At 67.9% G+C, this 25,706-nt stretch carries 25 protein-coding genes and 1 other RNA gene; 6 read left to right on the top strand and 20 right to left on the bottom strand.

Features of this window, described 5'->3' with window-relative positions; all coding sequences use genetic code 11:
* Nucleotides 1–16 precede the first annotated feature (16 nt).
* Nucleotides 17–235, top strand: coding sequence for a DUF6324 family protein (locus tag GVY41_RS06460; RefSeq protein ID WP_161344249.1), 219 nt, complete (start codon nt 17–19; stop codon nt 233–235).
* 13 nt (nt 236–248) lie between these two features.
* Here the strand turns inward: GVY41_RS06460 and GVY41_RS06455 are convergent, their stop codons facing one another.
* Entirely contained in the window at nt 249–722 is a 474-nt protein-coding gene (locus GVY41_RS06455; protein ID WP_161344251.1) for an MmcB family DNA repair protein, read from the bottom strand.
* A gap of 128 nt (nt 723–850) precedes the next feature.
* On the opposite strand from GVY41_RS06455, the gene ssrS reads away from it, so the two are divergent.
* Nucleotides 851–1,007, top strand: a non-coding RNA gene (ssrS, locus tag GVY41_RS06450) — 6S RNA.
* A gap of 105 nt (nt 1,008–1,112) precedes the next feature.
* Here the strand turns inward: ssrS and GVY41_RS06445 are convergent.
* The 8 genes from GVY41_RS06445 to GVY41_RS06410 all read right to left on the bottom strand — a co-directional run bounded on the left by GVY41_RS06445 (nt 1,113) and on the right by GVY41_RS06410 (nt 6,964).
* Nucleotides 1,113–1,943, bottom strand: coding sequence for a DUF481 domain-containing protein (locus GVY41_RS06445; RefSeq protein ID WP_161344253.1), 831 nt, complete (start codon nt 1,941–1,943; stop codon nt 1,113–1,115).
* A gap of 258 nt (nt 1,944–2,201) precedes the next feature.
* Complete coding sequence (locus GVY41_RS06440; RefSeq protein WP_161344255.1) at nt 2,202–3,002, bottom strand: YoaK family protein; 801 nt, start codon at nt 3,000–3,002, stop codon at nt 2,202–2,204.
* Nucleotides 3,003–3,121: 119 nt separating this feature from the next.
* Entirely contained in the window at nt 3,122–3,457 is a 336-nt protein-coding gene (locus GVY41_RS06435) for a hypothetical protein (protein ID WP_161344257.1), read from the bottom strand.
* A gap of 99 nt (nt 3,458–3,556) precedes the next feature.
* On the bottom strand, nt 3,557–4,042 hold the full coding sequence (gene nusB / locus GVY41_RS06430; protein ID WP_161344259.1) for a transcription antitermination factor NusB: 486 nt from the start codon (nt 4,040–4,042) through the stop codon (nt 3,557–3,559).
* A 14-nt stretch (nt 4,043–4,056) separates the two neighbouring features.
* A complete protein-coding gene (locus GVY41_RS06425; protein ID WP_161344261.1) occupies nt 4,057–4,575 on the bottom strand; it encodes a 6,7-dimethyl-8-ribityllumazine synthase in 519 nt (172 codons plus the stop codon).
* Between the two features lie 5 nt (nt 4,576–4,580).
* Nucleotides 4,581–5,681 carry a 3,4-dihydroxy-2-butanone-4-phosphate synthase gene (gene ribB, locus GVY41_RS06420; RefSeq protein ID WP_161344263.1) on the bottom strand — a complete coding sequence of 367 codons (1,101 nt, stop codon included), beginning with the start codon at nt 5,679–5,681 and terminating at the stop codon, nt 4,581–4,583.
* Nucleotides 5,682–5,777: 96 nt separating this feature from the next.
* Nucleotides 5,778–6,338, bottom strand: a complete 561-nt coding sequence (locus GVY41_RS06415; RefSeq protein ID WP_161344265.1) for a hypothetical protein — start codon at nt 6,336–6,338, stop codon at nt 5,778–5,780.
* A complete protein-coding gene (locus tag GVY41_RS06410; RefSeq protein WP_161344267.1) occupies nt 6,335–6,964 on the bottom strand; it encodes a riboflavin synthase in 630 nt (209 codons plus the stop codon). The genes GVY41_RS06415 and GVY41_RS06410 overlap by 4 nt, the downstream gene beginning before the upstream one ends.
* Nucleotides 6,965–7,412: 448 nt before the next feature.
* On the opposite strand from GVY41_RS06410, the gene GVY41_RS06405 reads away from it, so the two are divergent.
* The 3 genes from GVY41_RS06405 (at nt 7,413) to GVY41_RS06395 (ending at nt 11,982) form a co-directional block, all read left to right on the top strand.
* A complete protein-coding gene (locus GVY41_RS06405; RefSeq protein ID WP_161344269.1) occupies nt 7,413–8,702 on the top strand; it encodes a capsule polysaccharide biogenesis protein in 1,290 nt (429 codons plus the stop codon).
* Nucleotides 8,703–8,782: 80 nt separating this feature from the next.
* Complete coding sequence (locus GVY41_RS06400) at nt 8,783–9,925, top strand: polysaccharide biosynthesis/export family protein (protein ID WP_161344271.1); 1,143 nt, start codon at nt 8,783–8,785, stop codon at nt 9,923–9,925.
* Between the two features lie 8 nt (nt 9,926–9,933).
* Complete coding sequence (locus tag GVY41_RS06395) at nt 9,934–11,982, top strand: capsular polysaccharide biosynthesis protein (RefSeq protein ID WP_161344273.1); 2,049 nt, start codon at nt 9,934–9,936, stop codon at nt 11,980–11,982.
* Here GVY41_RS06395 and ribD read toward each other — a convergent pair.
* From ribD to GVY41_RS06340, 11 genes are all read right to left on the bottom strand, one after another.
* Nucleotides 11,979–13,070, bottom strand: a complete 1,092-nt coding sequence (gene ribD / locus GVY41_RS06390) for a bifunctional diaminohydroxyphosphoribosylaminopyrimidine deaminase/5-amino-6-(5-phosphoribosylamino)uracil reductase RibD (RefSeq protein ID WP_161344275.1) — start codon at nt 13,068–13,070, stop codon at nt 11,979–11,981. The genes GVY41_RS06395 and ribD overlap by 4 nt on opposite strands.
* Entirely contained in the window at nt 13,067–13,534 is a 468-nt protein-coding gene (gene nrdR, locus GVY41_RS06385) for a transcriptional regulator NrdR (RefSeq protein ID WP_066814404.1), read from the bottom strand. The genes ribD and nrdR overlap by 4 nt, the downstream gene beginning before the upstream one ends.
* Before the next feature lie 120 nt (nt 13,535–13,654).
* Complete coding sequence (locus GVY41_RS06380; RefSeq protein WP_161344277.1) at nt 13,655–13,915, bottom strand: Txe/YoeB family addiction module toxin; 261 nt, start codon at nt 13,913–13,915, stop codon at nt 13,655–13,657.
* Complete coding sequence (locus tag GVY41_RS06375) at nt 13,912–14,166, bottom strand: type II toxin-antitoxin system Phd/YefM family antitoxin (protein WP_161344279.1); 255 nt, start codon at nt 14,164–14,166, stop codon at nt 13,912–13,914. The genes GVY41_RS06380 and GVY41_RS06375 overlap by 4 nt, the downstream gene beginning before the upstream one ends.
* 46 nt (nt 14,167–14,212) lie before the next feature.
* Complete coding sequence (locus tag GVY41_RS06370; protein WP_161344281.1) at nt 14,213–14,602, bottom strand: hypothetical protein; 390 nt, start codon at nt 14,600–14,602, stop codon at nt 14,213–14,215.
* The gene (gene rpoD / locus GVY41_RS06365) at nt 14,599–16,587 is read right to left on the bottom strand and encodes an RNA polymerase sigma factor RpoD (RefSeq protein WP_161344283.1); all 1,989 of its coding nucleotides are present in this window, start codon (nt 16,585–16,587) and stop codon (nt 14,599–14,601) included. Before rpoD ends, GVY41_RS06370 begins: the two co-directional genes overlap by 4 nt.
* Before the next feature lie 150 nt (nt 16,588–16,737).
* Nucleotides 16,738–18,699: a DNA primase gene (gene dnaG / locus GVY41_RS06360; RefSeq protein ID WP_161344284.1), complete on the bottom strand. Its 1,962-nt coding sequence runs from the start codon at nt 18,697–18,699 to the stop codon at nt 16,738–16,740.
* A gap of 49 nt (nt 18,700–18,748) precedes the next feature.
* Entirely contained in the window at nt 18,749–19,288 is a 540-nt protein-coding gene (locus GVY41_RS06355; protein ID WP_229725952.1) for a sarcosine oxidase subunit gamma, read from the bottom strand.
* Nucleotides 19,281–22,226: a sarcosine oxidase subunit alpha family protein gene (locus GVY41_RS06350; RefSeq protein ID WP_161344288.1), complete on the bottom strand. Its 2,946-nt coding sequence runs from the start codon at nt 22,224–22,226 to the stop codon at nt 19,281–19,283. Before GVY41_RS06350 ends, GVY41_RS06355 begins: the two co-directional genes overlap by 8 nt.
* Complete coding sequence (locus GVY41_RS06345) at nt 22,223–22,501, bottom strand: sarcosine oxidase subunit delta (protein WP_161344290.1); 279 nt, start codon at nt 22,499–22,501, stop codon at nt 22,223–22,225. The genes GVY41_RS06350 and GVY41_RS06345 overlap by 4 nt, the downstream gene beginning before the upstream one ends.
* A gap of 12 nt (nt 22,502–22,513) precedes the next feature.
* Nucleotides 22,514–23,764, bottom strand: a complete 1,251-nt coding sequence (locus tag GVY41_RS06340; protein ID WP_161344292.1) for a sarcosine oxidase subunit beta family protein — start codon at nt 23,762–23,764, stop codon at nt 22,514–22,516.
* 207 nt (nt 23,765–23,971) lie between these two features.
* Between GVY41_RS06340 and metG the strand changes: the two genes are divergently transcribed.
* Nucleotides 23,972–25,690 carry a methionine--tRNA ligase gene (gene metG, locus GVY41_RS06335; RefSeq protein WP_161344294.1) on the top strand — a complete coding sequence of 573 codons (1,719 nt, stop codon included), beginning with the start codon at nt 23,972–23,974 and terminating at the stop codon, nt 25,688–25,690.
* Nucleotides 25,691–25,706 lie beyond the last annotated feature (16 nt).

Raw genomic sequence — 25,706 nt, 5'->3', positions numbered from 1 at the left:
ACCGACGGAGGACCCGATGGGGATCGACAAACAAAGCGAAGTTGCCGCAAACCTGCAGATCGGGCCGACCACGCTTGGCATGGTGCGGATCTATGTCGAGGGAGAGGGTGTCGACCTGCCGCTGGACTTCGACCCGGACGAGGCCGACGAGATCGCCGAAGAGCTGCGCGCCGCGGCCGAGGCGGCCCGGCAGATGGGCGGCGGCAGTGCGCCCAAGGGCAAGGGCCGGCGCTAGGTCAGACCGCGAGTCAGACCGGCAGGCGCCCGCCAAGCCGCAGCCCCGGATCGCGCAGCGCCTGCAGCCGTGCAGCCGCGTGGCGGGCGAAGGTCTGCAGCACCGCCTTGCGCCGCGCCCCCGCCAGCCGGGTCTCGGGGGCCATCCGAAGGATTTCCGCATCATAGCCGTCGGCCAGGATCAGGCCGGTGCCCTCGGGCAGCAGGTCCGTCGGGAAATCGGCATCCACCGCCCAGAAGAAGCGGTCGGCCCAGTCGAGATAGCCCTGCCATTTGCGGTCGGTCATGTAATCGGCGCGCCCCGATTTGCACTCGATGATCCAGACCTCGCCCTTCGGGCCTAGCGCCATCACATCGACGCGCAGGCCCGGCGCCGGAACCAACTCCTCCACCGTGACGAAGCCATGCGACAGCAGATGGCGACAGACCCCGCGGGCGAGGATCTGGCCGGGCATCGGCGGCAATTGTGGGGGCAGCAGGTCGATCATCCGCGCAGCATGAACCAAAGGGGAACATGTCGCAAGACCCGCCCGCCCGATCCTCGCGCAGCCTTGCGCGCCCAATCTTTGCGCAAGCCTTGCGCGGGCGGCCTCGCGGGCCTATGTCTGGGATGTGGCGGGTTCTGCCCCTCTCGTGCGAGGCACTTTTCCAGTGGCCGATAAGCATCTCCGAGGGAGCTGGCTCTGCCGGGATCCTGGTCTCGGTATCTGGCGCCCACCTGGTAAAACCAGGCTCTCGGGAAATTAAGCCTTCACGGCTGCCGCGGATCCCGCCACACCTTCCCCACAGACCGAAGGCCTGCGCCGGGCGCTGTCACCGCGCATGAAAAAGGGGGCAGGTTTCCCCGCCCCCGTCAATCTCTCAGCACAAGCGGCTGATCAGAAGCCCATCACCAGCGACACGCCAAGACGGTTGTCGGTCTTCTTGGTGCCTTCGATGGCCTCGTCATTGTAGTCGGTCTTGTAGCTGACGCGGGTCGACAGGGTATCGGTCATGGCGAAGTTCAGGCCAAGATCGTTGCTGACCAGCGTGTTGGCATCCGATGCGAGGATGTCGGTGTCGTTGGTCAGGTAGACCGTCTCGTTGAAGGCGTGGTAGAGACGCGAGGAGGCGATCATCGCCGCTTCGGTGTCTTCTTCGCCCAGCTGGTCTTCGACATAGCGGATGCCCGGGCCAGCCTGGACGCGCCAGGCGGTCTGGGGCGTGTTGATGATCCGGTAGCCGGGGCCGAAACCGAGGAAGGCGTCGGTTTCGAAGGCGGCATATTCGTCGAACTGGGCGCGGGCCAGGCCGAAGACGTAGAAACGGTCGGTCAGCGAGTAGTTGGCGTCATAGACCGTGAAGAATTCCTTCTTGGTCTCGTCGCCATCATCCTCGCCGTATTCCACGCCGAAGCCGATGGTGTGGGTCCACTGGCCAGCGCCGTAGCGCAGGCGGCCCGCCAGCGCGAGGTCCTGGGTATCGGTGTTGCCCGACGAGCCGGCATAGGTCATGGCAACGCTGCCCGACCAGCCGGGCTGGAACTGCTCGGGGCCAAAGCGGGCGTCATCGCGGGCTTCTTCCAGGTCTTCCTGGGCATCGTCCGAAATGTCGTCAATCCGGTCGTCCAGAGCCTCGGTGCCGACAAGGGTGCCCTGCGCGTAGATCGCGGAGGTCCCGATCAGCAGCGCAAGGGTCGAGGCAGACGCCATGGTCAGAATGGTTTTCATGGGTGCGATCCTTATTCACTGTCACGATTGCGGGCGGGGGTGGACCGCCGCAGGCACTTGATGGCGAGGCCTTTTGCGGCCGCGGCATCCGTAAAGGCCTTATCGCCGTTCCGGCGCCGGATGCAGAGACTTGAAATCACGGATGATACCGCTACCAAACCCAGGCAAGCGACATGCCGCCGCGCCTTACGCAGGGTCACTGGCGCGGATCCGCCGGTTCCCTTGCACACGCAGAAATGAGAGGTCCGTGAGGTTGGCCTACTGCCGCCTTGCGGCGGTTCCGGTTACGCCCGGCAACCCAAGGGCGAGCAAGACCACGGCCAGCGGTAGCGAGAAGAAGAACCCGGCCTGGCTGTAACCGACCGCGCCGACGATGCCCCCCAGCAGGAAAGACACGACAAGCCGCACGAGGATGCGCAGCTTGGGGGCATCGATTCGCGCGCCGGAGGCGGGCAGGACAAGGCCGAAGACCCCGCGCCCAAGCTCGATGCCGATATCCGTCACCATGCCCGTCGCATGGGTCGTGCGGATGCGCGCGCCGGAAATCTTGGTGATCGTCGCGTTCTGCATCCCCATGATGAAACACAGGCAGGCAAGCGAGAACAGCCGCCCCGCCTCGCTGCTGAAGATCCCGCCCCAGGCGAAGCAGGCGAGGAAGCCGCCCTGGATCACCAGCGGCCAGGCGTATTGCTGGCGCCCGGCATGGCTGCGCGCCCAGTGGATCAGGACGGTGCTGAAGCCGGCGCCCGCGGTGAAGGCAGAGATGGCGAGGACGCTGACGAAGATGACTCGCAGGTTCAGCAGCGCGACATTGTCGGCCAGCTGCGACAGATAGCCGGTCATGTGCGAGGTGTATTGGCCGAGAGCGAAGAACCCGCCCGCGTTCGCCGCCCCGGCGATGGCGGCCAGAACCGTGGCGAGGATCAGGTCATTGCCCGGGGACCGGCGATGCGCGACCAGCAGGCGGGCCGAGCGGACCGGCTGCAACATGCGCCGCCCGGTCTTCCACCGCGCCCGCCGGTTGCGGATCGGCAGGGCGGGGGGGAGGGCGGAGGTCATTCAGGTGGTCCCGTTGATCATGCGCGGTGGCTTGGGCCTGCAGTCGCGGTCAGGGGATCACATGCACGGCAGCGAATGCCGCGATACTGCAGCCGGGGTCCTGCAGATGCAAGATGCGGTCAGGCGCCGCGGCTGCGGCGCGGGGCGCGGGCGCCGACCGTGACGGGGATCAAGCTGCCCGTGGGCTGCGCCACCGGCTCGGGCATCTTGCGCCCGCCGGTGCCGCGGTCCTCGGGTTCAGCCATCCGCATCACCGCGATGCCGAACTGCACGCCCGAAAACACCACCGCGTTGAACATCACCAGCATGACCACGGCAATCGGCCCTTCCCGAGTCGAGGTCACCAGATGCCAGAGGTTGCCGATGTTGAACCATAGAAGCGCGCCGACGAAGACCAGCGACAGCAGCAGCCCGAGGGCGACGTTGCGGATATAAAGGCGCACGAGTTCGGGCATGGTGGGGTCCATCTGACGATTGGTGATCCGCCATGATAGCGCGCGCCGGGGCGAATCATATCCGCCAATGCGCCGCAGGGCCCCGGGTGGCGCTGCTGGTCAGAACGCGTCTGGCCGCGCCTCGCGCGCCATGTGGTCCAGCACCGCGTTGACGAATTTCGCTTCCTTGCCTTCGGGGAAGAAGGCGCGGGCGACGTCGACGAATTCGTTGATCACCACCTTGGGCGGGGTGGCGGGGGTCATCAGCTCTGCCCCGGCAGCGCGGAACAGGGCGCGCAGCGTCGGGTCGATGCGGGCAATCGGCCAGGTGGCCATCAGCGCCCGGTCGGTCATCTGGTCGATCTTCGCCTGCCATTGCACGGCATCTTCCAGCAGGCGGCGAAAGAGGTTCGGGTCGCCCTCGGCCATTTCGTCGCCTTCATAGACCGCGCCGAACCGGTGCGTCTCGAACTCGGCCCGCACCTTGTCGACCTCCTGCCCCGCCGCTTCCATCTGGAACAGCGCCTGCACGGCATAAAGCCGGGCGGCGGATTTCATCTGCCGCTTTTCATCCTGGCTGCGCTTGCGCGGGGTCTCTTCGGTCATCTTGTGCCTATGGGTCAGGTCTGGTCAGGCGCGGCGGGGCGAAAGCCCATGCCCTTCGTCTGGCGGGCCCATTTGCGGGAAAGCGCGACCAGATGCAAGGCCGCAGCAGCGGCGCCGCCGCCCTTGTTCTGCCCGGCGGGATCGGCGCGAACCACCGCCTGCTCGCGGGTTTCCACAGTCAGGATGCCATTGCCGACGCAGGCGCCCTGCAGCCCCAGCATCATCAGCCCGCGAGAGCTGTCATTGCAGACCGTGTCGTAATGCGTGGTCTCGCCGCGGATCACGCAGCCAAGGGCGACGAAGCCATCGTAATCGGTCATCCGCCCCGCCATGGCGATGGCAGAGGGGATTTCCAGCGCGCCCGGCACCTCGATCACGTCGATATCGGCGCCCGCGTCATGCGCCACGGCGCAGGCCCCGGCCACGAGGTCGTCGGCGATGTCCTTGTAATAGGGCGCCACCACCACCAGCAGCTTCACCGCCCGGTCGAAGACCGGTAGCGGCAGGGTGTAATGCGTCTCATGTCCGGCCATCGGCGTTACTCCGTGATCGGGCGGGTGCCCGCGATTTCAAGGCCATAGGCTTCAAGCCCCACCACCTTGGGTGCCTTGGAGTTGGTGACGAGGATCAGCTTCGACAGCCCCAGCGAGGACAGGATCTGCGCCCCCAGCCCGTATTGGCGCAGCGTCTGCGGAGAGGCCTCACCCTCCATCACCAGCTTCATCGTGGTGTCGCGCAGCAGCACCACGACGCCGCGGCCCTCGGCGGCGATGACCTTCATCGCGCCCTGCAACTCGCCCGACTGGCCCCCGCCGATCCCGAGAACATCTTCCATCGGGTTCAGCGCATGGACCCTCGCCAGCACCGGCGCCTCGCCCGAGATATCGCCCTTGGACAGCACGACATGCTCTGCCCCCTGCGTCTCGTCGGTGAAGATCCGCATCAGCCAGTCGCCGCCATGCACCGATTGCACCGGCTTGACGGCACGTTCGGTGACCAGGTTGTCATGGCGGCGGCGATAGGCGATCAGGTCGGAAATCGTGCCGATCTTCAGGTTGTGGCGCTGTGCGAAGGCCACCAGATCGGGCAGCCGCGCCATGGTGCCATCGTCGTTCATGATCTCGCAGATCACGCCCGAGGGGTTGAGCCCGGCAAGGCGGCTGACATCCACCGCCGCCTCGGTATGCCCCGCCCGCACCAACACGCCGCCGTCGCGGGCACGCAGCGGGAAGACGTGGCCGGGGCTGGCAATATCGGCGGCGCCGCGGGTCGGGTCGATGGCGACGGCGACGGTGCGGGCGCGGTCATGCGCCGAGATGCCGGTGGTCACGCCCTCGCGCGCCTCGATCGACATGGTGAAGGCGGTCTCGTGGCGGCTGGAGTTCTTGGGGCTCATCAGCGCGAGGCCAAGCGCGTCGATCCGGGACCCGGGCAGCGACAGGCAGATCAGCCCGCGGCCATGCGTCGCCATGAAGTTGATCGCCTCGGGCGTGGCCATCTGGGCGGGAATCACCAGATCGCCCTCATTCTCGCGGTCCTCATGATCGACGAGGATGAACATCCGCCCGTTGCGGGCATCCTCGATGATCTCTTCGACGGTCGAGATGGCATCGCTGTAGTCGGTCTTCATATCGGTCATCGCAGCACTCCCCGGGCAACCGCCTGATAGCGCAGGGCGCGCGGCTTTGCCAGCGCAAGGGTGCGGGGGGCCTGTGCGGCGTTGCAGAGCCGGGGTTTAAGCGAAGAAGCGTTCCGCCGGCATGTAACCGGCCAGCCGCCCCGCCGCGCACCATTCGCGTTCCACCGCGGTGTCGCCGACCAGCAGCACCCGGTCGCTTGGCACGCCGCCCAGAAGGCCGCGCACCGCGTCGCGCAGGGCCGGGAAGGTCAGCAGGCCCGGGGCGCGGCCGGAGCCGTCGAAGCGCAGCCCCTGCGCGGCGAGGCCGGCGAGGGTGGCTGCCGGGTCGAGGGGTGGCTGCGCCGCAAGCTGGCGCTGGACCCCGCTCTGCGCGGCGAGCTTGGCCGCACGGTCTGCTGCCAGCGCCTGATCGGCGCGGAACAGGTGCAGCGCGTTGGTGGAGTAGAGGAAGGCCACGATGTCATGCCCCGTCGTCGCGCGGACGGTGGCATAGCTGGTGTAGTCGAGCCCGATCTCCTTCGCGCGCCGCACCCGCAGCCGGATCACTTCCAGCGGCAGCTGCGGCAAGAGGTCGGCCCGCGCCTTGCGCCAGCAATGCACCTGCCAGCCCTTACCGCCCGTCAGCGCCGGGCCGCGGTTGTGGCCGATGGCGCTCATGCCTTCAGGGCAGAGTTCAGACTGGCAGACCACTCGGTCATCCGCGCCACATAACGGGCCAGCGTGTCGATCTCGAGGTTCACCGCATCGCCGACCTTCGCATCGCCCCAGGTGGTTGCGGTCTTGGTATGCGGGATCAGGTTCACGCCGAAGCTGTCGCCCGCCACCTCGTTCACCGTCAGCGAGGTGCCGTTCAGCGACACCGAGCCCTTGGGTGCGATGAAGCCCGCCAGCGCGGCAGGCACGCGGAAGGTCAGCCGCGTGCTGCCGCCCTCGTCCCGCATCGCGGTGATTTCGGCCACGCCATCGACATGGCCCGAGACGATATGCCCGCCAAGCTCATCCCCCACCTTCAACGCGCGTTCGAGGTTGATGCGGCGGCCCGGGCGCCAGACGTTGCGGCCAAGGTTGGTCTTGTCCACCGTCTCGGCCGAAATCTGCACCTCGAACCAGTTCCGCGTGTCGGTGCCGGTAGCGATCACCGTCAGGCAGACCCCGTCGCAGGCGATTGAGGCGCCGATGTCGATCCCTGCCGGATCATAGCTGGTGCCGATCCGGGCCCGCAGGTCGCCCTCCTGCCGCAGATCGAGGATTTCGCCAATGTCGGTGATGATGCCGGTGAACACGCTGGGATCCTTCTTGCTTGCGGCTTCCGAAATAAGCCCGCGAAGGGGTTCGGGCAAGACAGAGTCTTCCCTCGCCCGGAACAAGGCGCCTTGGCGCCGCCGGGCAGCGCCCGTCCGCCCCCTCGGGCGGGCGCTCCTCAAGGCCAGCGCCTAGAACGCCGGTGGAAGCAAGCCGTACCATAAAGTGCCTAGAATTGGCGTTGCAGCGCCCACCCGGCGGACAGGCTCTGCCCTCTGACCGTGTGCGCGTCAAACCATTCCCCCGAAAACGACCCTTTCCCGCCCCCAAATCGCCCGCTTTCCCCCGCAGACAACCCCAAAGGGCCACGCTCGACTTTGCGGGCGCGCTATGCTTTCACGGACCCGTGAGGCGGCGAGCCCGCGCCGTCCCTGCCTGAGGTGTTGTGATGATCGGACCCGGAGTGCTGACCAACCCCGAAGCGCGCACATGACCGGCTCTGCCGCCTCCCGCAGCTTCCTGTTCCTGCAGGGCCCGCATGGCCCGTTCTTCGACCGTCTGGGCGCCATGCTGCGCGCGGCCGGCGCCGCCACCTGGCGCGTGGCCTTCAACCGCGGCGATGAGCGGTTCTGGCGCGACCGCTCGACCCTGCTGCCCTATCCCGGCCCCGCCGAGGACTGGGCCACCGCGCTGCGCGGCATCCTGGCCGACAAGGGCATCACCGACCTCGTGCTCTACGGCGACACCCGCCCCATCCATGCCGAGGCGGTGCAGATCGCCCGCAGCCTTGGCCTGACGGTGCATGTGTTCGAGGAGGGCTACCTGCGGCCCTACTGGATCACCTATGAGCGCGGCGGCTCGAACGGCCATTCCCGGCTGATGGAGATGCCGATTGCCGCCATGCGCAAGGCGCTGGAGCAGTCGGAGATGGAGATGCCCGACGCCCCCGCCCGCTGGGGCGACATGCGCCATCATGTGTTCTACGGCGCGCTCTACCACTTCTACGTGATGTTCCTGAACCATCGCTATGCAGGCTTCCGCCCGCATCGCGGCATCGGCGTGGCGCGGGAATTTGCGCTGCACCTCAAGCGGCTGGTGCTGATGCCGCTGCACGGGCTCGAACGCTTCGCCGCCAGCCAGCGCATCCGGCTGGGCGGCTTTCCCTACCATCTGGTGCTGATGCAACTGGAGCATGATGCCAGCTTCAGGATGCACGGCCCCTTCGCCACCATGACCGAATTCATCGACACCTGCCTGCAGGGCTTTGCCAAGGGCGCGCCGCGGCACCATCATCTGGTGTTCAAGGCACACCCCTTGGAGGATGGCCGCAGCAGCATGGTCGCCGATATCCGCCGGCTTGCGGCGCTATACGGGGTGACGGGCCGGGTGCATTTCGTGCGCGGCGGCAAGCTGGCGGGGCTGCTCAATCAGGCACGCTCGGCGGTCACCGTGAACTCCACCGCCGCGCAGCAGGTGCTCTGGCGCGGGCTGCCGCTGAAGGTGTTCGGGGCGGCGGTCTATTCCAAGCCGGAGTTTGTCTCCACCCAGCCGCTGCCCGAGTTCTTCGCCCGGCCCCGCCGCCCCGACGGGCGCGCCTACCGCGACTACCGGCACTATCTGCTGGAAACCTCGCAGGTGCCCGGCGGCTTCTATTCCTCCCGCGGGCGCCGCCATGCCTTGCGGCAGGTGGTGGACATGATGCTGATCCCCGAAGACCCCTATGATGCGCTGATTTCCGGGGCCGCGTCTCCACGGCAACAATTGCGGGTCGTGCAATAAGCCTGCTGGCTTTTTGGTGCTGTTTTCCGTAAGGTTGCCGGAAAAAGATGAGGCAAGTTCCGTCATAAGGAGCGAGAGCAGTGACAATCAAGGCAAGCCGCGGGGCCAGAGTGCTGGCCCTGATCGTTATCGCGGCGACCGTAGCTGGCTGCGGCCTCCCCCGGTCCGGCCCGAACAAACGCGAAATCTATGCAGGATCGGTGGAGCGACAGGGCAATGCCTTCATCGTCTCCGTCAATGACCGGGTCACGCGCGCCACGGCGGTGGTGCCGGCGCTTGGCTTCTCCTCGGCCTTTCTGGGCGCGGGCGTCGTCGGGTCCGACGATATCCGCGCCGGCGACGTGCTGGGGCTGACGATATGGGAGAACGTCGATGACGGGCTTCTGGCCGTGGCCGGCACACCCGCCACGCAGCTGAGCGAGGTGCAGGTCGATGGCGCAGGGTTCATCTTCGTGCCCTATGCTGGCCGCATCAAGGCCGCGGGCAACACGCCCGAGGCGCTGCGCCGGATCATCACCGAGAAGCTGGACGCGCAGACGCCCGATCCGCAAGTCTCTGTCACCCGGCTTGCCGGGGATGGATCGACGGTCACGCTGATGGGCTCCGTCGGCGCGCAGGGGGTCTATCCGATCGAACGGCCGACGCGGACACTGGCGGCGATGCTGGCCCGCGCCGGCGGCATCGCCATCGAGCCCGAGACCGCCAAGGTCACCGTCAGCCGCGGCAACCAGACCGGCACCGTCTGGCTGACCGACCTGTGGGAAAACCCGGCTCTGGATATCGCGCTGCGCCCCGGCGACACCATCGTGGTCGAGCAGGACGACCGCTCGTTCACCGCGCTTGGCGCGACCGGCGGGCAGAACCGGGTCAAGTTCGACACCCAGACCATTTCCGCCATCGAGGCGATTGCGCAGGTGGGCGGGCTGAACACCGGGCTGGCCGATCCGACCGGGGTCTTCGTGTTCCGCAACGAAAAGGCGGAGATTGCCAATAGCGTGCTGGGGCGCAGCGACCTGCGCGGCGATCAGCGCATGGTCTATGTGCTGGACCTGACGGCACCAACGGGCATGTTCGAGGCGCGGGATTTCGTGATCCGCGATCAGGACACAGTCTATGTGACCGAGGCTCCGTTCGTCCAATGGACCAAGACGCTCGGCGCGCTGACCGGCACCGCGAACTCGGCCAACTCCGTCGCGGCGCTGGCAGGCGGCAGCGGCGGCTGAAACTGGCGATGACCCGCGATGAACCACAGGCCGCCGGGACCGATCCCCGGCGGCTTTTCTTCTACAATGGCGGGTTCCTGACCCAAGGCCGGCTGCGGCGGATGCTGGCGGCGGCGGGCTGGCGGCTGTCACTTGGCCTGCCGGGCCCCCGTGATGCGGTGGCGGTGTGGGGCCACAGCCCGACGGCAGCGCGCGGCGAGGCAGTGGCAGCACGGCGCGGCGTGCCACTGGTGCGGATCGAGGATGCCTTCTTGAGGTCGGTCCATCCCGGGCGCAGCCGGGGAGAGCCGCCCTTGGGCCTGCTGATCGACGAGACCGGCGGCGCGCATTACGCCAGCGCCGCGCCTTCGGCACTGGAGGCGCTGCTGGCCCGGCACCCGCTGGACGATGCACAGCTTTTGCAACGTGCACGGGATGGGATCGGGCGGCTCAAGGCGCTGGACCTGTCCAAATACAACAATTTCGATCCTGCCCTGCCCGCGCCTGACCCCGGCTATGTTCTGGTGATCGACCAGACCCGGGGCGACGCCTCCATCCGCCTTGGCGGCGCGCGCGAGAGCACGTTCCGCGAGATGCTGGTCTTCGCGCAGGAGGAGCATCCCGGCGCACGGGTGGTGATAAAGTCGCATCCCGAGACCCAGGCCGGCCATCGCGCCGGGCACTATGGCCCCGAGGATGCCGGGGGCAGGATCAGCCTGCTGACGGGTCCGGTCTCGCCCTGGGCGCTGCTCGATGGCGCGGTGGCGGTCTATACCGTCTCCTCGCAGATAGGGTTCGAGGCGATCCTGGCAGGCCACAGGCCACGGGTGTTCGGCCAACCCTTCTATGCCGGATGGGGGCTGACCGCTGACGAAAACCCCGTGCCCCGCCGCCAGCGCAAGCTGACCAAGGCGCAGCTGTTTGCGGCGGCGATGATCCTCGCGCCGGTCTGGTATGATCCCTGCCGCGGCCGGCTCTGCAGCTTCGAACAGGCGGTGGATCAACTGGAAGCCGAGGCCCGCGCCTTCCGCGAGGACCGGCATGGCCATGTCGCGGTGGGCATGCGGCTGTGGAAACGCAGCCCACTGCAGAAGGTGTTCGGGCGCGAGGCGCGGCTGGTGTTCGAGAATGATCCTGTTCGGGCCGCCGCCAAGGCCCGGCAGATGGGCCGCGGGTTGCTGCTCTGGGCTGGCAAGGAGACCCCGGAATTGGCCGAGGCCGCCGAGGGCCTGACCCTCGCCCGTGTCGAGGACGGCTTCCTGCGCTCGCGCGGGCTTGGCGCGGAACTGGTGCCGCCGCTGTCTCTGGTGACCGACCCCCTGGGGATCTACTACGACCCCAGCCGCGAGAGCCTGCTGGAACGGCTGATCGCCGCGCCGCCGCCCCCCGGCGGGCTGCGCCGGGCCGAAGATCTGGTGGCGGGGCTGATCCGGGCGGGGGTGACGAAATACAACCTCGGCGGCGCGCTGCCGCCTCTGCCCGAGGGGCACCGGATTCTGGTGCCGGGGCAGGTGGAGGATGACGCCTCGATCCGGCTGGGGGCCGGCGAGGTGCGGAGCAACCTTGACCTTTTGCAACTAGTGCGGGCCAGAAACCCGTGCGCAATGGTCATTTTCAAGCCACATCCCGATGTCGAGGCCGGTCTGCGCCCGGGCACCGTCAGCGAAGCCGACCTGCTGGGGCTGGCCGACGCCGTGGTCCGCCGCGGCGATCCGGCCGCCCTTTTGGCAGAGGTCCACGAGGTCTGGACCATGACCTCGCTGCTGGGGTTCGAGGCGCTGCTGCGCGGGGTGCCCGTCACCTGCCTCGGCGCACCCTTCTATGCCGGCTGGGGCCTGACGACCGATCTCGGCCCGATCCCGGCGCGCAGGCAGGCGCGGGTGCCGCTGCTACAACTCGCCCATGCCGCGCTGATCGCCTATCCGCGCTATACCGATCCGGTGACCGGCCTGCCCTGCCCGCCCGAAGTGGTGGCCGAGCGGCTGGCAAGCGGCACCGTGCCGCATCCCGGCGCCGCCAATCGGGCTCTGGCGAAGCTGCAGGGGCTCTTCGCCTCGCGCTCGAGGCTCTGGCGTTAGACCCGCCGCCAGCGGTGCAGCACGTCGCCGCCCACTGCCCGGCTTTCAACCAGCTCAAAGCGCGGCGCCGCGGCCAGCGGGCCCGCCGGCAGCGCCCCCAGCGAGGGCAGCCCCCCGGCCCCAAGCGCCAGCCCTGCGGTGAAGCCGACCACCTCATCCACCAGCCCGGCGGCCAGCAGCGCGGCGGCAAGCTGGCCGCCGCCCTCGCAAAACACCCGCGTCAGGCCCTGTTGCCCCAAGGTTTCCAGCATCGCCACAGGATCAAGGCCCCCGCCGCCGAGCGCCACCGGCAGCAGTCGCGCCCCCGCCGCACGCCACGCCTCCTGCGGCGCCAAGGGCGCGTTGCCATGCAGCAGCCAGACCGGCCCCTCGGCAACCGAACCCGCCAACTGCCCCAGCGGCAGGTCCAGCCCGGCCGAGGCGACCACGCGCACCGGCTGACGCACAGCGCCCATCCCCCGCACCGTCAGCAGCGGATCGTCGGCGCGAACCGTGCCCCCGCCGACCAGCACCGCATCGTGCCGCGCCCGCATCGCATGGACCAGATGCCGCGCCTCGGGCCCGGTGATCCAGCGGCTTTCGCCCGCGGCAGTGGCGATGCGGCCGTCGAAGCTGGTGGCGAGCTTCAGTGTGACCATCGGCCGCCCAAGCCGGATGCGGCTGAGGAACCCGGCCTGCGCCGCCTCTGCCTCGGCCGCCAGCACACCGGTTGTCACCTCAACCCCAGCCGCCCGCAGCCGGCCATGACCGCGGCCCGAGACGCGCGGGTCGGGATCCTCCAGCGCCGTCACCACCCGGGCGATACCCTCCGCCACCAGCGCCTCGGCGCAGGGGGGGGTCTTGCCGTGATGCGAACACGGTTCAAGGCTGACATAGGCGGTGGCGCCGCGCGCCCGCTCGCCAGCCTGCGCCAGCGCCACGGGTTCCGCATGGGGCCGGCCGCCCTCCTGCGTCCAGCCGCGGCCGACGATGCGGCCGCCCTGCACGATCACGCAGCCGACTGCGGGGTTTGGCCAGACCCGCCCCAGCCCGCGGGCGCCCAGCTGGATTGCCAGCGCCATGAAGCGGCGGTCGTCTTCGGCTGTCACTCTTCCGCGGCGCCGGAGGGGCGCAGTTCGGACACGAACTTGTCGAAGTCATCCGCCGCCTGGAAGTTCTTGTAAACGCTGGCAAAGCGCACATAGGCGACGGTGTCGATCCGCGCCAGCGTCTCCATCACGATCTCGCCGATGGCCTTGGAGGGGATGTCGGTCTCGCCGAGGCTCTCCAGCCGCCGCACGATGCCGGAAATCATCTGGTCGATCCGCTCGGGGTCGATCGGGCGCTTCTGCATGGCGATGCGGATCGAGCGTTCCAGCTTGGTCCGGTCGAATTCCTCGCGCTTGCCGCTGGTCTTGATGACCACGAGATCGCGCAGCTGGACCCGTTCATAGGTGGTGAAGCGCCCCCCGCAGGCCGGGCAGAACCGCCGCCGCCGGATGGCGACATGGTCCTCGGCCGGGCGGCTGTCCTTCACCTGGGTATCGACATTGCCGCAAAACGGGCAGCGCATGGCATCTCTCCCTCGTCGTGCTGACGATATTGTTTCCAGCACTATAGGGGGGACGCGATTCGTTGGGTAGAGGGTTTCGGTGGCCACAAGATGCAGGGGGCGGGGTGTGGCCGCGAAGACTCAAGCGCCGTAGTGATAGCGGCATTGCAGGATCTGGAGGGTTCCGGCGGTAGCGCGATAGACGACGCGGTGTTCGCGGTCGATCCGGCGTGACCAGAAGCCCGCAAGATCGCCCTTCAGCGGTTCGGGCTTGCCGGTGCCTTCAAACGGGTGGCGCAGGCATTCCTTGATCAGCGCGTTGATCTTGCGGAGCGTCGCCTTGTCGGTGGCCTGCCAGTAGAGGTAATCGTCCCAGGCCCTGTCCCAGAAGGCCTGGGTCATTCGTCGATCAGATCACGCGGGCGGGCCTCACCGCGGTTCAGGGCCGCCACCCCGCCGCGCAGGCGCCGGGCGTTTTCCGGGCTGGTCAGAAGATAGGCCGTCTCATCCATGCTCGCCCAGTCTTCGAGGCTGACCATGACCACCGGCTTGCCGGTGGCGCGAGTGACGATGACCGGCTCATGGTCGTCGTTCACGCGGTCCATGACAGCGGACAGCGTCTGGCGGAGTTCGGTGGAGGAGAGGGTTTTCATGGGCCTCAATGTACGCGTTTGCGTACCTTGAGGCAAGGGAGCGTGCCTACTCCAGGTTCAACGACCGAACCGATCGCCAGTCGAACGACCGGACCCGGTCCTGTTCAGCCGGGATGTCAGCCTTGGTCAACCCGGTCGCGGCATAGAAGCCGTCCGAGAAAGACCCTTCCGACGGCATAGGCTGGTTTCTGTCCAGACTGTCCTTCGACACGACCATTACTGAAACATTCGGCAGATCGTGCTCTGCGCAAAGTGTTGCGGCCAGGTTCAGATAGCTGCTGAGTCCCTGGCCGTTCACTTTCGACATTCCGAGGCGCTTTGCCAGTTCGGAATAGGTGAGTGCGCCCTCCCCCGCCAACATGGCGCGGGCGACGACCTTGATCGTCTGAAATGCCCGCTGCTGGGTGAGCGGGGAGACGTTGCGCCCTTCACTCATTGATCGAGGAAGCTCCGCAGCTTGCGGCTCCGGCTCGGGTGCTTCAACTTCCGCAGCGCCTTCGCCTCGATCTGCCGGATCCGCTCGCGGGTGACGCTGAACTGCTGGCCGACCTCTTCCAGCGTGTGGTCGGTGTTCATGCCGATGCCAAAGCGCATCCGCAGAACCCGTTCCTCGCGCGGGGTCAGGCTGGCCAGAACCCGGGTCGTGGTTTCCTTCAGGTTCTCCTGAATGGCGGAATCCAGCGGCAGGATCGCGTTCTTATCCTCGATGAAGTCGCCAAGCTGGCTGTCTTCCTCGTCGCCGATCGGCGTTTCCAGCGAAATCGGCTCCTTGGCGATCTTCATCACCTTGCGGACCTTTTCCAGCGGCATCTGCAGCTTTTCGGCCAGCTCTTCGGGCGTCGGCTCGCGGCCGATCTCATGCAGCATCTGGCGCCCGGTGCGGACCAGCTTGTTGATCGTCTCGATCATGTGCACCGGAATCCGGATGGTGCGGGCCTGGTCCGCGATGGACCGGGTGATCGCCTGACGTATCCACCAGGTGGCATAGGTCGAGAACTTGTAGCCGCGCCGATACTCGAACTTGTCGACGGCCTTCATCAGGCCGATATTGCCTTCCTGAATAAGATCAAGGAATTGCAGGCCGCGGTTCGTGTATTTCTTGGCGATGGAGATCACCAGCCGCAGGTTGGCCTCGACCATTTCCTTCTTGGCCTGCCGCGCCTCTTTCTCGCCCTTCTGGACCTGGTTCACGATCCGGCGGAATTCGGTGATGTCGACGCCGACATACTGGCCGACCTGCGCCATGTCTGCGCGCAGATCCTCGACCTTGTCGCGGCTTTTCTCGATCAGCGATTGCCAGCCGCGGCCGGCCTTGGCCGCCATCCGGTCCAGCCAGACCGGGTCCAGCTCGTAGCCGCGATACTCGTCGATGAACTCGCGGCGGTTGATCCGCGCGGCATCGGCCAGCTTCACCATGCTGGAGTCGATGGACATGATCTTGCGGTTGATGCCGTAAAGCTGGTCGATCAGCGCTTCGATCCGGTTGTTGTGCAGGTGCAGCGCGTTGACCAGCAGCACAATCTCGGACCGCAGCTTCTGATAGGCGGCTTCCTCGGCGGCCGAGAAGGTGCCGTCCTCGTTCAGCGTCGCCGACATCCGCAGATCCTGCATCTCGGCCAGCGTGGTATAGTCGCGCGCGATGACTTCCAGCGTTTCCAGAACCTTGGGCTTCAGCGCCGCTTCCATCGCGGCAAGCGACATCGCCGAGGCTTCGTCATCCTCGTCGTCATCCTCGGCCTGCAGGATCGGGTTGCCGTCCGCATCCAGCTCGGGCTCGTCGCTGGCGGGCTTCTTGGGGGCAGCCGAGACATCGACCTCGCCCACCACCGGCTCGTCCAGATCTTCCTCGCCGTCGAGCGAGCGGCCGAAGGTCGCCTCGAGGTCGATCACGTCGCGCAGCAGGATGTCTTCCGACAGCAGTTCGTCGCGCCAGATGGTGATGGCCTGGAAGGTTAGCGGGCTTTCGCACAGGCCCGCGATCATCGTGTTGCGGCCGGCCTCGATGCGCTTGGCGATGGCGATCTCGCCCTCGCGGGACAGCAGCTCGACCGAGCCCATCTCGCGCAGATACATGCGCACCGGGTCATCGGTGCGGTCCAGCGCTTCGGCATTGGTGGTGGAAACGGCCAGCTCGCGCGAGCCCGAGGAGGCATCGACAACCGCGCCGCCGGTCTCGCCCTCTTCGGCCTCGTCGTTTTCGATGACGTTGATGCCCATCTCGGACAGCATCGACATGACGTCCTCGATCTGTTCCGAGGACGCCTGTTCCGGCGGCAGCACCGCGTTCAGCTGGTCGTAGGTGATGTAGCCGCGCTCTCGCGCGTCCGCGATCATCCGTTTGACGGCAGCCTGGCTCATGTCGAGCGAATGATCGCCGTCCTGCTCGTCGGGCTTCACGTCGTCGGTGTCTTTTGCGGCCATGGGGGCTCCTCATAGGCGTCGGCGCGGGGCATCGTCACGGCGGACATCAGCAAAACTGGCGATTCGCGGCGCGATCCACGAATCATGTCCGACTCTCTTAGCGAATCAAGCGGGCGAGTCACAGGGGCAGTCACATAAGTGGCGAAGCCGTCAGCTGCGGTTCTTTCGCCAGATCTCCTTGTCGATCAGGCTTTGCAGATGCGCTGACAGCGCCGCCCGATCCTCGCCCATGTCCTTCGCATCGTCCAGATTCGATCTCTCGGCGCGGTGGCGGGCGCTGGCCGCCTGGCTCAGCCGCCAGGTCACGCCCTCATCGGCGAGCCCGGCCAGATCCTCCATCGCATCCTCGATCTCGGCCCGCGCGCCGCGGCGTGCTTCCAGTTTCGCCAGTTCCTCGGCCAGGCACATCAGCGCGAGGTCCGGATCGTCGGCATTGCGAACGGGCGGGGCGATCGACACATGGGGCAGCGACAGCAGCTTTTCAACCGTATCGCCCGCTTCTGTCATAAGTCGGTCACGGAAGTCGGGGCCCGGTTCGTGGCTCAGGTGCAGCAGCAACAGCCGCAGCGCATCATGCCCCTCGCCGGTGAACTGCACGGTCTCCATCTGGCTTTCAAAGCGCGAGATGCAGGCCGGATGGGTGGCGCAGATCGCCAGGATCATCGCCTCGCGCAGCAGGTCCTCGGGGTCGGACTGGCCGGCAGAGGCCAGCACCGTCGCCCGCGTCACCGAATAGGCACCCACCTCGAAGGGCACGAACTTGCCGCCGAATCGGGCTTGCCCGCCCGGCCGCGCCGCCTGCCAGGCCTTTTGCGGGCGCTGCCAGCCGGTGCCGAACAGGTCGCGCTGCAGGCGCTTCAGCTCCTGCTCGTAATGCGAGCGGATCGAGCCATCGCGGATCTTGTGCGTCACCTCGTGGAAGGTCTTCTCCAGCGCCGCGCGCCGCTCGGGGCTGTCAAAGCTGCGCCCTTCGGTCTCGCGCTGCCACAGAAGGTCCACCATCGGGCGGGCGCCCTCCAGCAGCTTCTGCATCGCGCCGGCGCCCTGGGCGCGGATCAGGTCGTCCGGGTCCTGCCCTTCCGGCAGGATCACGAAGCGCAGCCCCTGCCCCGCCTCCAGCAGCGGCAGCGCGAGGTCCATGACCCGTTGCGCCGCGCGGATGCCGGCCTTGTCGCCGTCCAGCGCCACGACGGGTTCGGGCGAGATCCGCCACAGCATCTGCAGCTGCGTTTCGGTGATCGCGGTTCCCAGCGGGGCCACCGCCCCGCCAAAGCCGGCCTCGGCCAGCGCGATCACGTCCATGTAGCCCTCGGCCACCACCAGCGGCGCGCCCTTGGCCACCGCCTCGCGCGCCGGGCCGTGGTTGTAGAGGTTGCGGCCCTTGTCGAAGAGCTCCGTCTCGGGCCCGTTCAGGTATTTCGCCCGGGCATTCGGGTCCATCGCCCGCCCGCCAAGGCTGATCGCGCGGCCCCGCGCATCGCGGATCGGGAAGATGATCCGGCCACGGAAGCGGTCATAGGGCGCGCCGCCATCCTCGGGCTTGGCGCAGAGCCCGGCATCGACCAGCAGGTCCGCCGCGATGCCCTTGCCCGTCAGCGCCTGAAACAGCCCCTGCCGGGTGTCGGGCGCAAAGCCGATGCCAAAGCGCTCCTGCCCCGCGTCGGACAGCTTGCGCTTGGCCAGATAGTCGCGCGCCGCCGCCGCGGCCCCGGTGCGCAGTTGCAGCCGGTACCACTTCACCGCCTCGTCCATCACCTCGGCCAGCTGGGTGCGGCGGTCGGCGCGCTGCGCGGCCTGCGGGTCGCGGGCCGGCATGGTCATCCCCGCCTCGCGCGCCAGCGCCTCCACCGCCTCCAGAAAGCCCATGTTCTCGGTCTCGCGCAGGAAGCTCAGCGCGTCGCCCTTCGCGTGGCAGCCGAAGCAGTAGTAATAGCCCTTGCGGTCATCGACATGGAAGCTGGCCGATTTTTCCTGATGGAACGGGCATGGCGCCCACCAGTCGCCCTTGGCCTGATTGGACTTGCGGTTGTCCCACATGACCTTGCGGCCGACGACGCGGGACAGCGTCGTGCGGGTGCGCAGCTCATCAAGGAAACCCGGGGGAAGACTCATGCCTTCCTATATCGGGCCGGTGCGGCGCTGAGTCCAGACCGGCGGCGGATCAGCCCCGCGCCGCCAGGGCCTGCATCGCCACCGCCAGCTCATGCACCGCGGTGCCGGCCATGGACCGGAACACCCAGATCTCAAAGGCTTCCGCGCCGGTGCGGTGCAGGATTGCCATCATATGCCCCAGCGGCGCGCGCGCGACATGGCCCGGCGCAAACACCGCCGCCCGCAGGTCCAGCGGACAGAGCCGCGCCAGGACGGCCGCCGCCTGCGCCCCCTCCAGCCGCAGCACCGCCCAGCCGTCGGACTGGTCGGTCAGCGCCGCCAGATCCTCCAGCCCCTGCGGCACAAGCCCGGTGACGAAAGCCACGCCCCGCCCGGCCCAGAGGCAGCGCCCAGCCGGCGCCACCACAGCGCGGCCGACCTCGGGCCAGCCAAGCCCGTCCGCCGCCAGCGCCCGCGCCGTGGCCGCCTGCCGGCCCTTGAACGGCGCGACAGAGGTGACGGGGCCCGGCTGCGCCTCGGTCAGTTGCGCGCCGGGGGTGATGATCGGCAACAGATCCTCGCAGGGGGATTTGTCGATGAGACTAGCCACGCGCGCGCCCTCCTTCGGGATCAAGGAACACCGGATGCGACACCTCGCACAGCAGATCGACATCGCGCAGGTGATCAACCAGCCGCACCATCTCGCCCATCCGCGCCCGGCCGTCCTGCAGGAAGCCAAGACCAAGCGCGCCCTTCAGCACCGGCGACCAGCAGGCCGAGGTGACATAGCCCTGATCGTTCGCGGGGGTCAGGTCCGCCCCGGTCGGGAACAGATGCGCCCCCGCCGTCAGCATCCGCCCCGGATCGACCGGGCGCAGGCCCACCAGTTGCTCGCGCGCCGGGCCCATCAGGCCGGGGCGCATTGCGGCGGCGCGGCCGATGAAATCCTTCTTCGTGCTCAGCATCCCTTGCAGGCCGACATCGAAGGCGGTGACGCGGCCGTGGATTTCGGCATGGGTGATGAACCCCTTCTCGATCCGCAGCACATTCAGCGCCTCCATGCCATAGGCGCATCCGCCCATCGCCTCGGCCCGCGCCACCAGATCGCGCCACAGCGCATCGCCATAGCGGGCGGGCACCGCGATTTCATAGGCATGTTCACCCGAAAAGCTGATGCGGAACAGCCGCCCCGCGACGCCATGCACGGTCACCGCGCCGCAGCCCATGAAGGGGAAGGTCGCATCGTCCAGCGGCGCGGCAAGAATCCCGTCCAGCAGCCGCCGCGACTGCGGGCCGGCCACCGCGAACTGCGCCCAGCTTTCGGTGACCGAGATCAGCCGAACATCCCAGTCGCCGCAGAAGGCCTGCGCCACGAACTCCATATGCCGCATCACCAGCCCGGCCGCAGCGGTGGTGGTCGTCACCACGAAATGCTGCGGGGCGAGGCGCGCGCAGGTGCCATCGTCCAGCACCATCCCGTCCTCGCGCAGCATCAGACCATAGCGGGCGCGGCCCACGGCCAGCGTGGACATGGTATTGGTGTAGACGAAATCCAGAAACCGCTCCGCATCAGCGCCTTGCACGTCGATCTTGCCAAGGGTGGACACGTCGCAGACCCCGACCTTCGCCCGCACTGCCAGCACCTCGCGGTCGCAGGACTCGCGCCATGTCGCCTCGCCCGGGCGCGGGAAGTAGCTGGGGCGATACCACAGCCCCGCCTCGATCATCGGCGCGCCGCGGTCGCGGCTGGCCTTGTCGGATGTCGTCAGGCGCTGCGGCGCGAACCCCTCGGCCCGCCCGCCGGCGCCCATGGCGGCGATGGAGACGGGGGTATAGGGCGGACGGAAGGTGGTGGTGCCGGTGCCCGGGATGCTGCGCCCGGTCGCATCGGCCAGCACCGCCAGCGCGGCGGTGCTGGAGGTCTTGCCCTGATCGGGGGCCATCCCTTGCGTGGTGTAGCGCTTCATGTGCTCGACGCTGGCAAAGCCCTCCTGTGCCGCCAGCTTCACATCCTTGGTGGTCACGTCATTGGCGAAGTCGAGCCAGGCCCGGCCCCGCTCGCCCGGAACTTCCCAATAGGGGCGGAGGGTGTAGCCGCCATCCTCGGCCCCCGGCAGCGGCATCTCGGTCGCGGTCAGGCCCAGATCCTCCACCACGGCGCGCGCCGCGACCAGACCGCCAGCCAAAGCGGCGGCCGTGGAGAAGTCCCCCGCCGCCGCGCCGCAAGCCACCATCCCCGGCACCGATCCGGGCTTGCCCGGGATCGGCGGCACGAAGGCGGCGATCTCCTCGTGCCAGACCGGGCGCCCGCCCATATGGCAGGTCAGGTGCAGCGCCGGGTTCCAGCCGCCCGAGACGGCAAGGCAATCCGCCGCGATCCGCTGCGGCCCGGTCTCGGTCTGCACCGTGATCTCGCGCAGGCCGCGGCGCCCCCGGGTTGCAATCACCCGTGCCCCGGCCAGCACCGGGAAGTCGCCCGCCACGCGCAGGCCCGGGCGCACGTCGATCAGCGCCGCGACCTCGACCCCCGCTGCGACCAGATCGCGCGCCGTCTGGTGGGCATTGTCATTGTTGCCGAACACCGCGACCCGGCGCCCCGGCGCCACGCCCCAGCGGTTGACATAGGCGCGCACCGCCCCCGCCGCCATGATCCCCGGCCGGTCATTGGCCGGGAAGGCGATCCCCCGCTCCAGCGCGCCCGTCGCCAGAATCGAGCGCTTGGCCACGATCCGCCAGAAACACTCGCGCGGCAGCGCTTCGGGGCGCTGCGCCAGATGCAGCCCCACCCGCTCCAGCGCGCCAAAGGTGCCGCCATCATAGGCGCCGGTCACGGTGGTGCGCGGCATCAGCCGCACCTTCAGCGAGGCCAGTTCCTCCAGAACCTCCGCCGCCCAAACCGGTCCGGGCTTGCCATCCACTTCCTGCGTTTCGGCCAGCAGCCGCCCGCCCATCCGCGCATCCTCATCGGCCAGAATCACATCCGCCCCGGCCCGCGCCGCCGCCAGCGCCGCCATCAGGCCTGCGGGCCCGGCGCCGATCACCAACAGGTCGCAAAACGCAAAGGCCTTTTCGGAATGCGCCGTGTCGTGCTGCCCGGACAGCGCCCCCAGCCCCGCCGCGCGGCGGATCGCGGGCTCATAGACCCGCTCCCAGAAGGCCCGGGGCCACATGAAGGTCTTGTAGTAGAACCCCGCTCCCAGGAACGGCGCGAACAGGTCGTTCACCGCCAGCATGTCGAAGTTCAGGCTCGGCCAGCGGTTCTGGCTGACGGCCTCCAGCCCCGCGAACACCTCCTGCACCGTCGCCCGCGTGTTGGGCGTGCGGTCCGCGCCCTGCCCCACCGTCACCAGCGCATTCGGCTCTTCGCTGCCCGCCGCCCAGATGCCGCGCGGGCGGTGATACTTGAAGCTGCGCCCGACCATCCGCACGCCCGAGGCCATCAGCGCCGAGGCCAGCGTGTCGCCCTCGAACCCCACGAACTCGCGCCCGTCAAAGCGAAACCCCAGCGGGGTCGAGCGGTCGATCAGCCCCTTGCCGTCGATCCTCATGCCGCGCCCCCCTCAGCCTGCGCATCGGTCACCAGCCGCACCGACAGCACCGCATGGCTGACGGTATCGCGGTTCACCACCAGCCAGGCGGCGCAACCCATCTCGTGATACCACAGGTCACGCGTGGCCCCGGCGGGGTTGTCGCGCAGGTGCAGGTAGGCGTCCCAGGCCTCGGCCGGGGCACCCATCCCGGGGCGGTTCAGGTAGTCGGCCGCGCCGTAATAGGTGAACTCGCGCCGGTCACGGTCGCCGCAGAGGGGGCAGGTGATGCGCATCTCGTCAGTCCCTCAATGCAGGTTGTGCTGGCTGCCGGTGCCTTCTTCGTCCAGCAGGTGCCCGCTGGCGAAGCGGTCCAGCCGGAAGCGCCGCGCCACCTCATGCGGGTGGTCCGTCGCCATCAGATGCGCCATGCACCAGCCAGAGGCGGGCACGGCCTTGAACCCGCCATAGTTCCAGCCGCAATCGATATAGAGCCCCTCGATGGGCGTGCGGTCGATGATCGGGCTGCCATCGGGCGACATGTCCATGATCCCGCCCCAGCTGCGCAGCACGCGTGCCCGGCCGATCATCGGCATCAGCGTCATCCCCGCCTCCATCACATGCTCCACCATCGGCAGGTTGCCCCGCGCGGCATAGCTTGCGTAGAAATCGAGATCGCCGCCGAAGACGAGGCCGCCCTTGTCGGACTGGCTGATGTAGAAATGGCCCATGCCGAAGCTGATGACATGGTCGATCACCGGCTTCAGCCCCTCGGTGACAAAGGCCTGCAGGATATGGCTTTCGATCGGCAGCCGCAGGCCAGCCATCGCCGCGACCTGAGAGGACCGGCCCGCCACCACGATCCCGACTTTCTTGGCCCGGATCGCGCCCCGCGTCGTCTGCACGCCGGTCACGCGGCCAGCCGAGATGTCGATCCCCGTCACCTCGCAGTTCTGGATCAGGTCCACGCCGCGCTTGTCCGCCCCGCGCGCATAGCCCCAGGCCACCGCATCATGCCGCGCCGTGCCGCCGCGCCGGTGCAGCAGGCCGCCATAGATGGGAAAGCGGGTGTTGTCGAAATCGAGATAGGGCAGCAGCGCCCGCACCCCGTCCCGGTCCAGGAGTTCCGCATCGTCGCCCTGGGTGATCATCGCATTGCCGCGCCGGGCAAAGGCGTCGCGCTGGCCGTCGGAGTGGAACAGGTTGATGAGCCCGCGCTGGCTGTGCATCACGTTGTAGTTCAGCTCGGCCTCCAGCCCCTCCCACAGCTTCAGCGAGTGGCTGTAGAACTCCTGGTTGCCGGGCAGGAAGTAGTTGGCGCGCACGATGGTGGTGTTGCGCCCGATATTGCCGCCGCCGAGATAGCCCTTCTCCAGCACCGCGATGTTGCGGATGCCGTGGTTCTTCGCAAGGTAATAGGCCGTCGACAGCCCATGCCCGCCGCCGCCGATGATCAGCATGTCATACTCGGACTTCGGTTCCGGCTCGCGCCAGACCGGCTTCCAGCCGCGGTTGCCCCGCAGCCCCTCGGCGATCACCCTCAGCCCGGAATAGCGCATGTCTGCCCCCATTGCTCGCGGCTCAGTGAACCCTGTTGCGGCCGAGTTATCAACGGGGCACCGAAAATTCCCCGTCCGGCGGCGACATCACGGGGTCGCAATCGCACCCTCTGCCGCCCGCCCCGTGACGCTTCGCCGCGCAACCCTCTGGCCCTTCCCGCGCAACGCCTGTAAATCGCGCAGCGACACCAAAGGATAGGCGCGGCAATGGCACGGATTCTGATCACCTCGGCACTGCCCTACATCAACGGCATCAAGCATCTGGGCAACCTCGTCGGCAGCCAGCTGCCGGCAGACCTCTATGCCCGCTACATGCGCGCCCGCGGGCATGAGGTGATGTTCATCTGCGCCACCGACGAGCATGGCACGCCCGCAGAGCTTGCCGCCGCCAAGACCGGCGAGGCGGTGGATGCCTATTGCGCCCGGATGCATGAGGTGCAGGCGGATCTCGCCCGCGGGTTCCGGCTGTCCTTCGACCATTACGGCCGCTCCTCCAGCGCGCGCAACCGGGCGCTGACCCAGCATTTCGCCGGCAAGCTGGCCGAGAATGGCTTCATCGAGGAGCATTCGGAAAAGCAGGTCTATTCCATCGCCGATGGCCGCTTCCTGCCCGACCGCTATATCGAGGGCACCTGCCCGAATTGCGGCTATGAGCGGGCGCGGGGGGATCAGTGCGAGAACTGCACCAAGCAGCTCGACCCGACCGACCTCATCAACCCGCGCTCGGCCATTTCCGGCTCCACCGATCTGGAAGTGCGCGAGACCAAGCACCTCTACCTGCGCCAATCCTTGCTGAAGGACGAGATCGACGCCTGGATCGACCGGCAGACCGATTGGCCGCTGCTGACCACCTCGATCGCCCGCAAATGGTTGCATGACGGCGACGGGCTGCAGGACCGCGGCATCACCCGGGATCTGCATTGGGGCGTGCCGGTCAAGAAGGGCGACGCCGATTGGCCGGGGATGGAGGGCAAGGTCTTCTACGTCTGGTTCGACGCGCCCATCGAATATATCGGCGCCACCGCCGAATGGGCCGATGCGACCGGAAAATCGGATAAGGACTGGGAACGCTGGTGGCTCACCGACAAGGGCGCCGAGGATGTTCGCTATGTGCAATTCATGGGCAAGGACAACGTGCCTTTCCACACCCTCAGCTTCCCCGCCACGATCATGGGCTCGCGCGAGCCGTGGAAGCTGGTCGATTACATCAAGTCGTTCAACTACCTAAACTATGATGGCGGCCAGTTCTCCACCAGCCAGGGCCGCGGCGTATTCATGGATCAGGCGCTGTCGATCCTGCCGCCCGATTACTGGCGCTGGTGGCTGCTGAGCCACGCCCCCGAAAGCAGCGACAGCGAGTTCACCTGGGAGAATTTCCAGACCTCGGTGAACAAGGATCTCGCCGACGTTCTGGGCAATTTCGTCAGCCGCATCACCAAGTTCTGCCGTTCGAAATACGGCGAGGTGGTGCCCGAGGGCGGCGAGACAGGCGAGCGCGCCGCGGCGCTGGTCGTCGAGCTGGAAACCCGTGTCCGTGCCTATGAATCGCACATGGAGGCGATGGAAGTCCGCAAGGCCGCGGCCGAGCTGCGCGCGATCTGGGCCGCCGGCAACGAATACCTGCAATCGGCCGCGCCGTGGACCGTGGTCAAGACAGAGCCGGAGCGGGCGGCGGCGATGGTGCGGCTGTCGCTGAACCTCGTGCGGCTTTACGCCGTGCTGTCGGAGCCGTTCATTCCCGACGCCGCCGCGGTGATGCTGGAGGCGATGGGCACCACCGACCGCAGCTGGCCGGGTGACGTAGCCGCGGCGCTGGAAACCCTGCCCGCCGGCCATGCCTTCACCACGCCGGACAACCTGTTCCGCAAGATCACGGATGAGGAGCGCGAGGACTGGGAGAAGCGGTTCTCGGGCGTGCGCAGCTAAGGCCACAGGCGCAAGA

Origin of the sequence: Frigidibacter albus, assembly GCF_009908165.1 — a bacterium.
In the GTDB taxonomy this organism is placed as follows: domain Bacteria; phylum Pseudomonadota; class Alphaproteobacteria; order Rhodobacterales; family Rhodobacteraceae; genus Frigidibacter; species Frigidibacter albus.
Note: the sequence above shows the minus strand (reverse complement) of the source record. Positions and strands in the feature narration are given on the sequence as shown.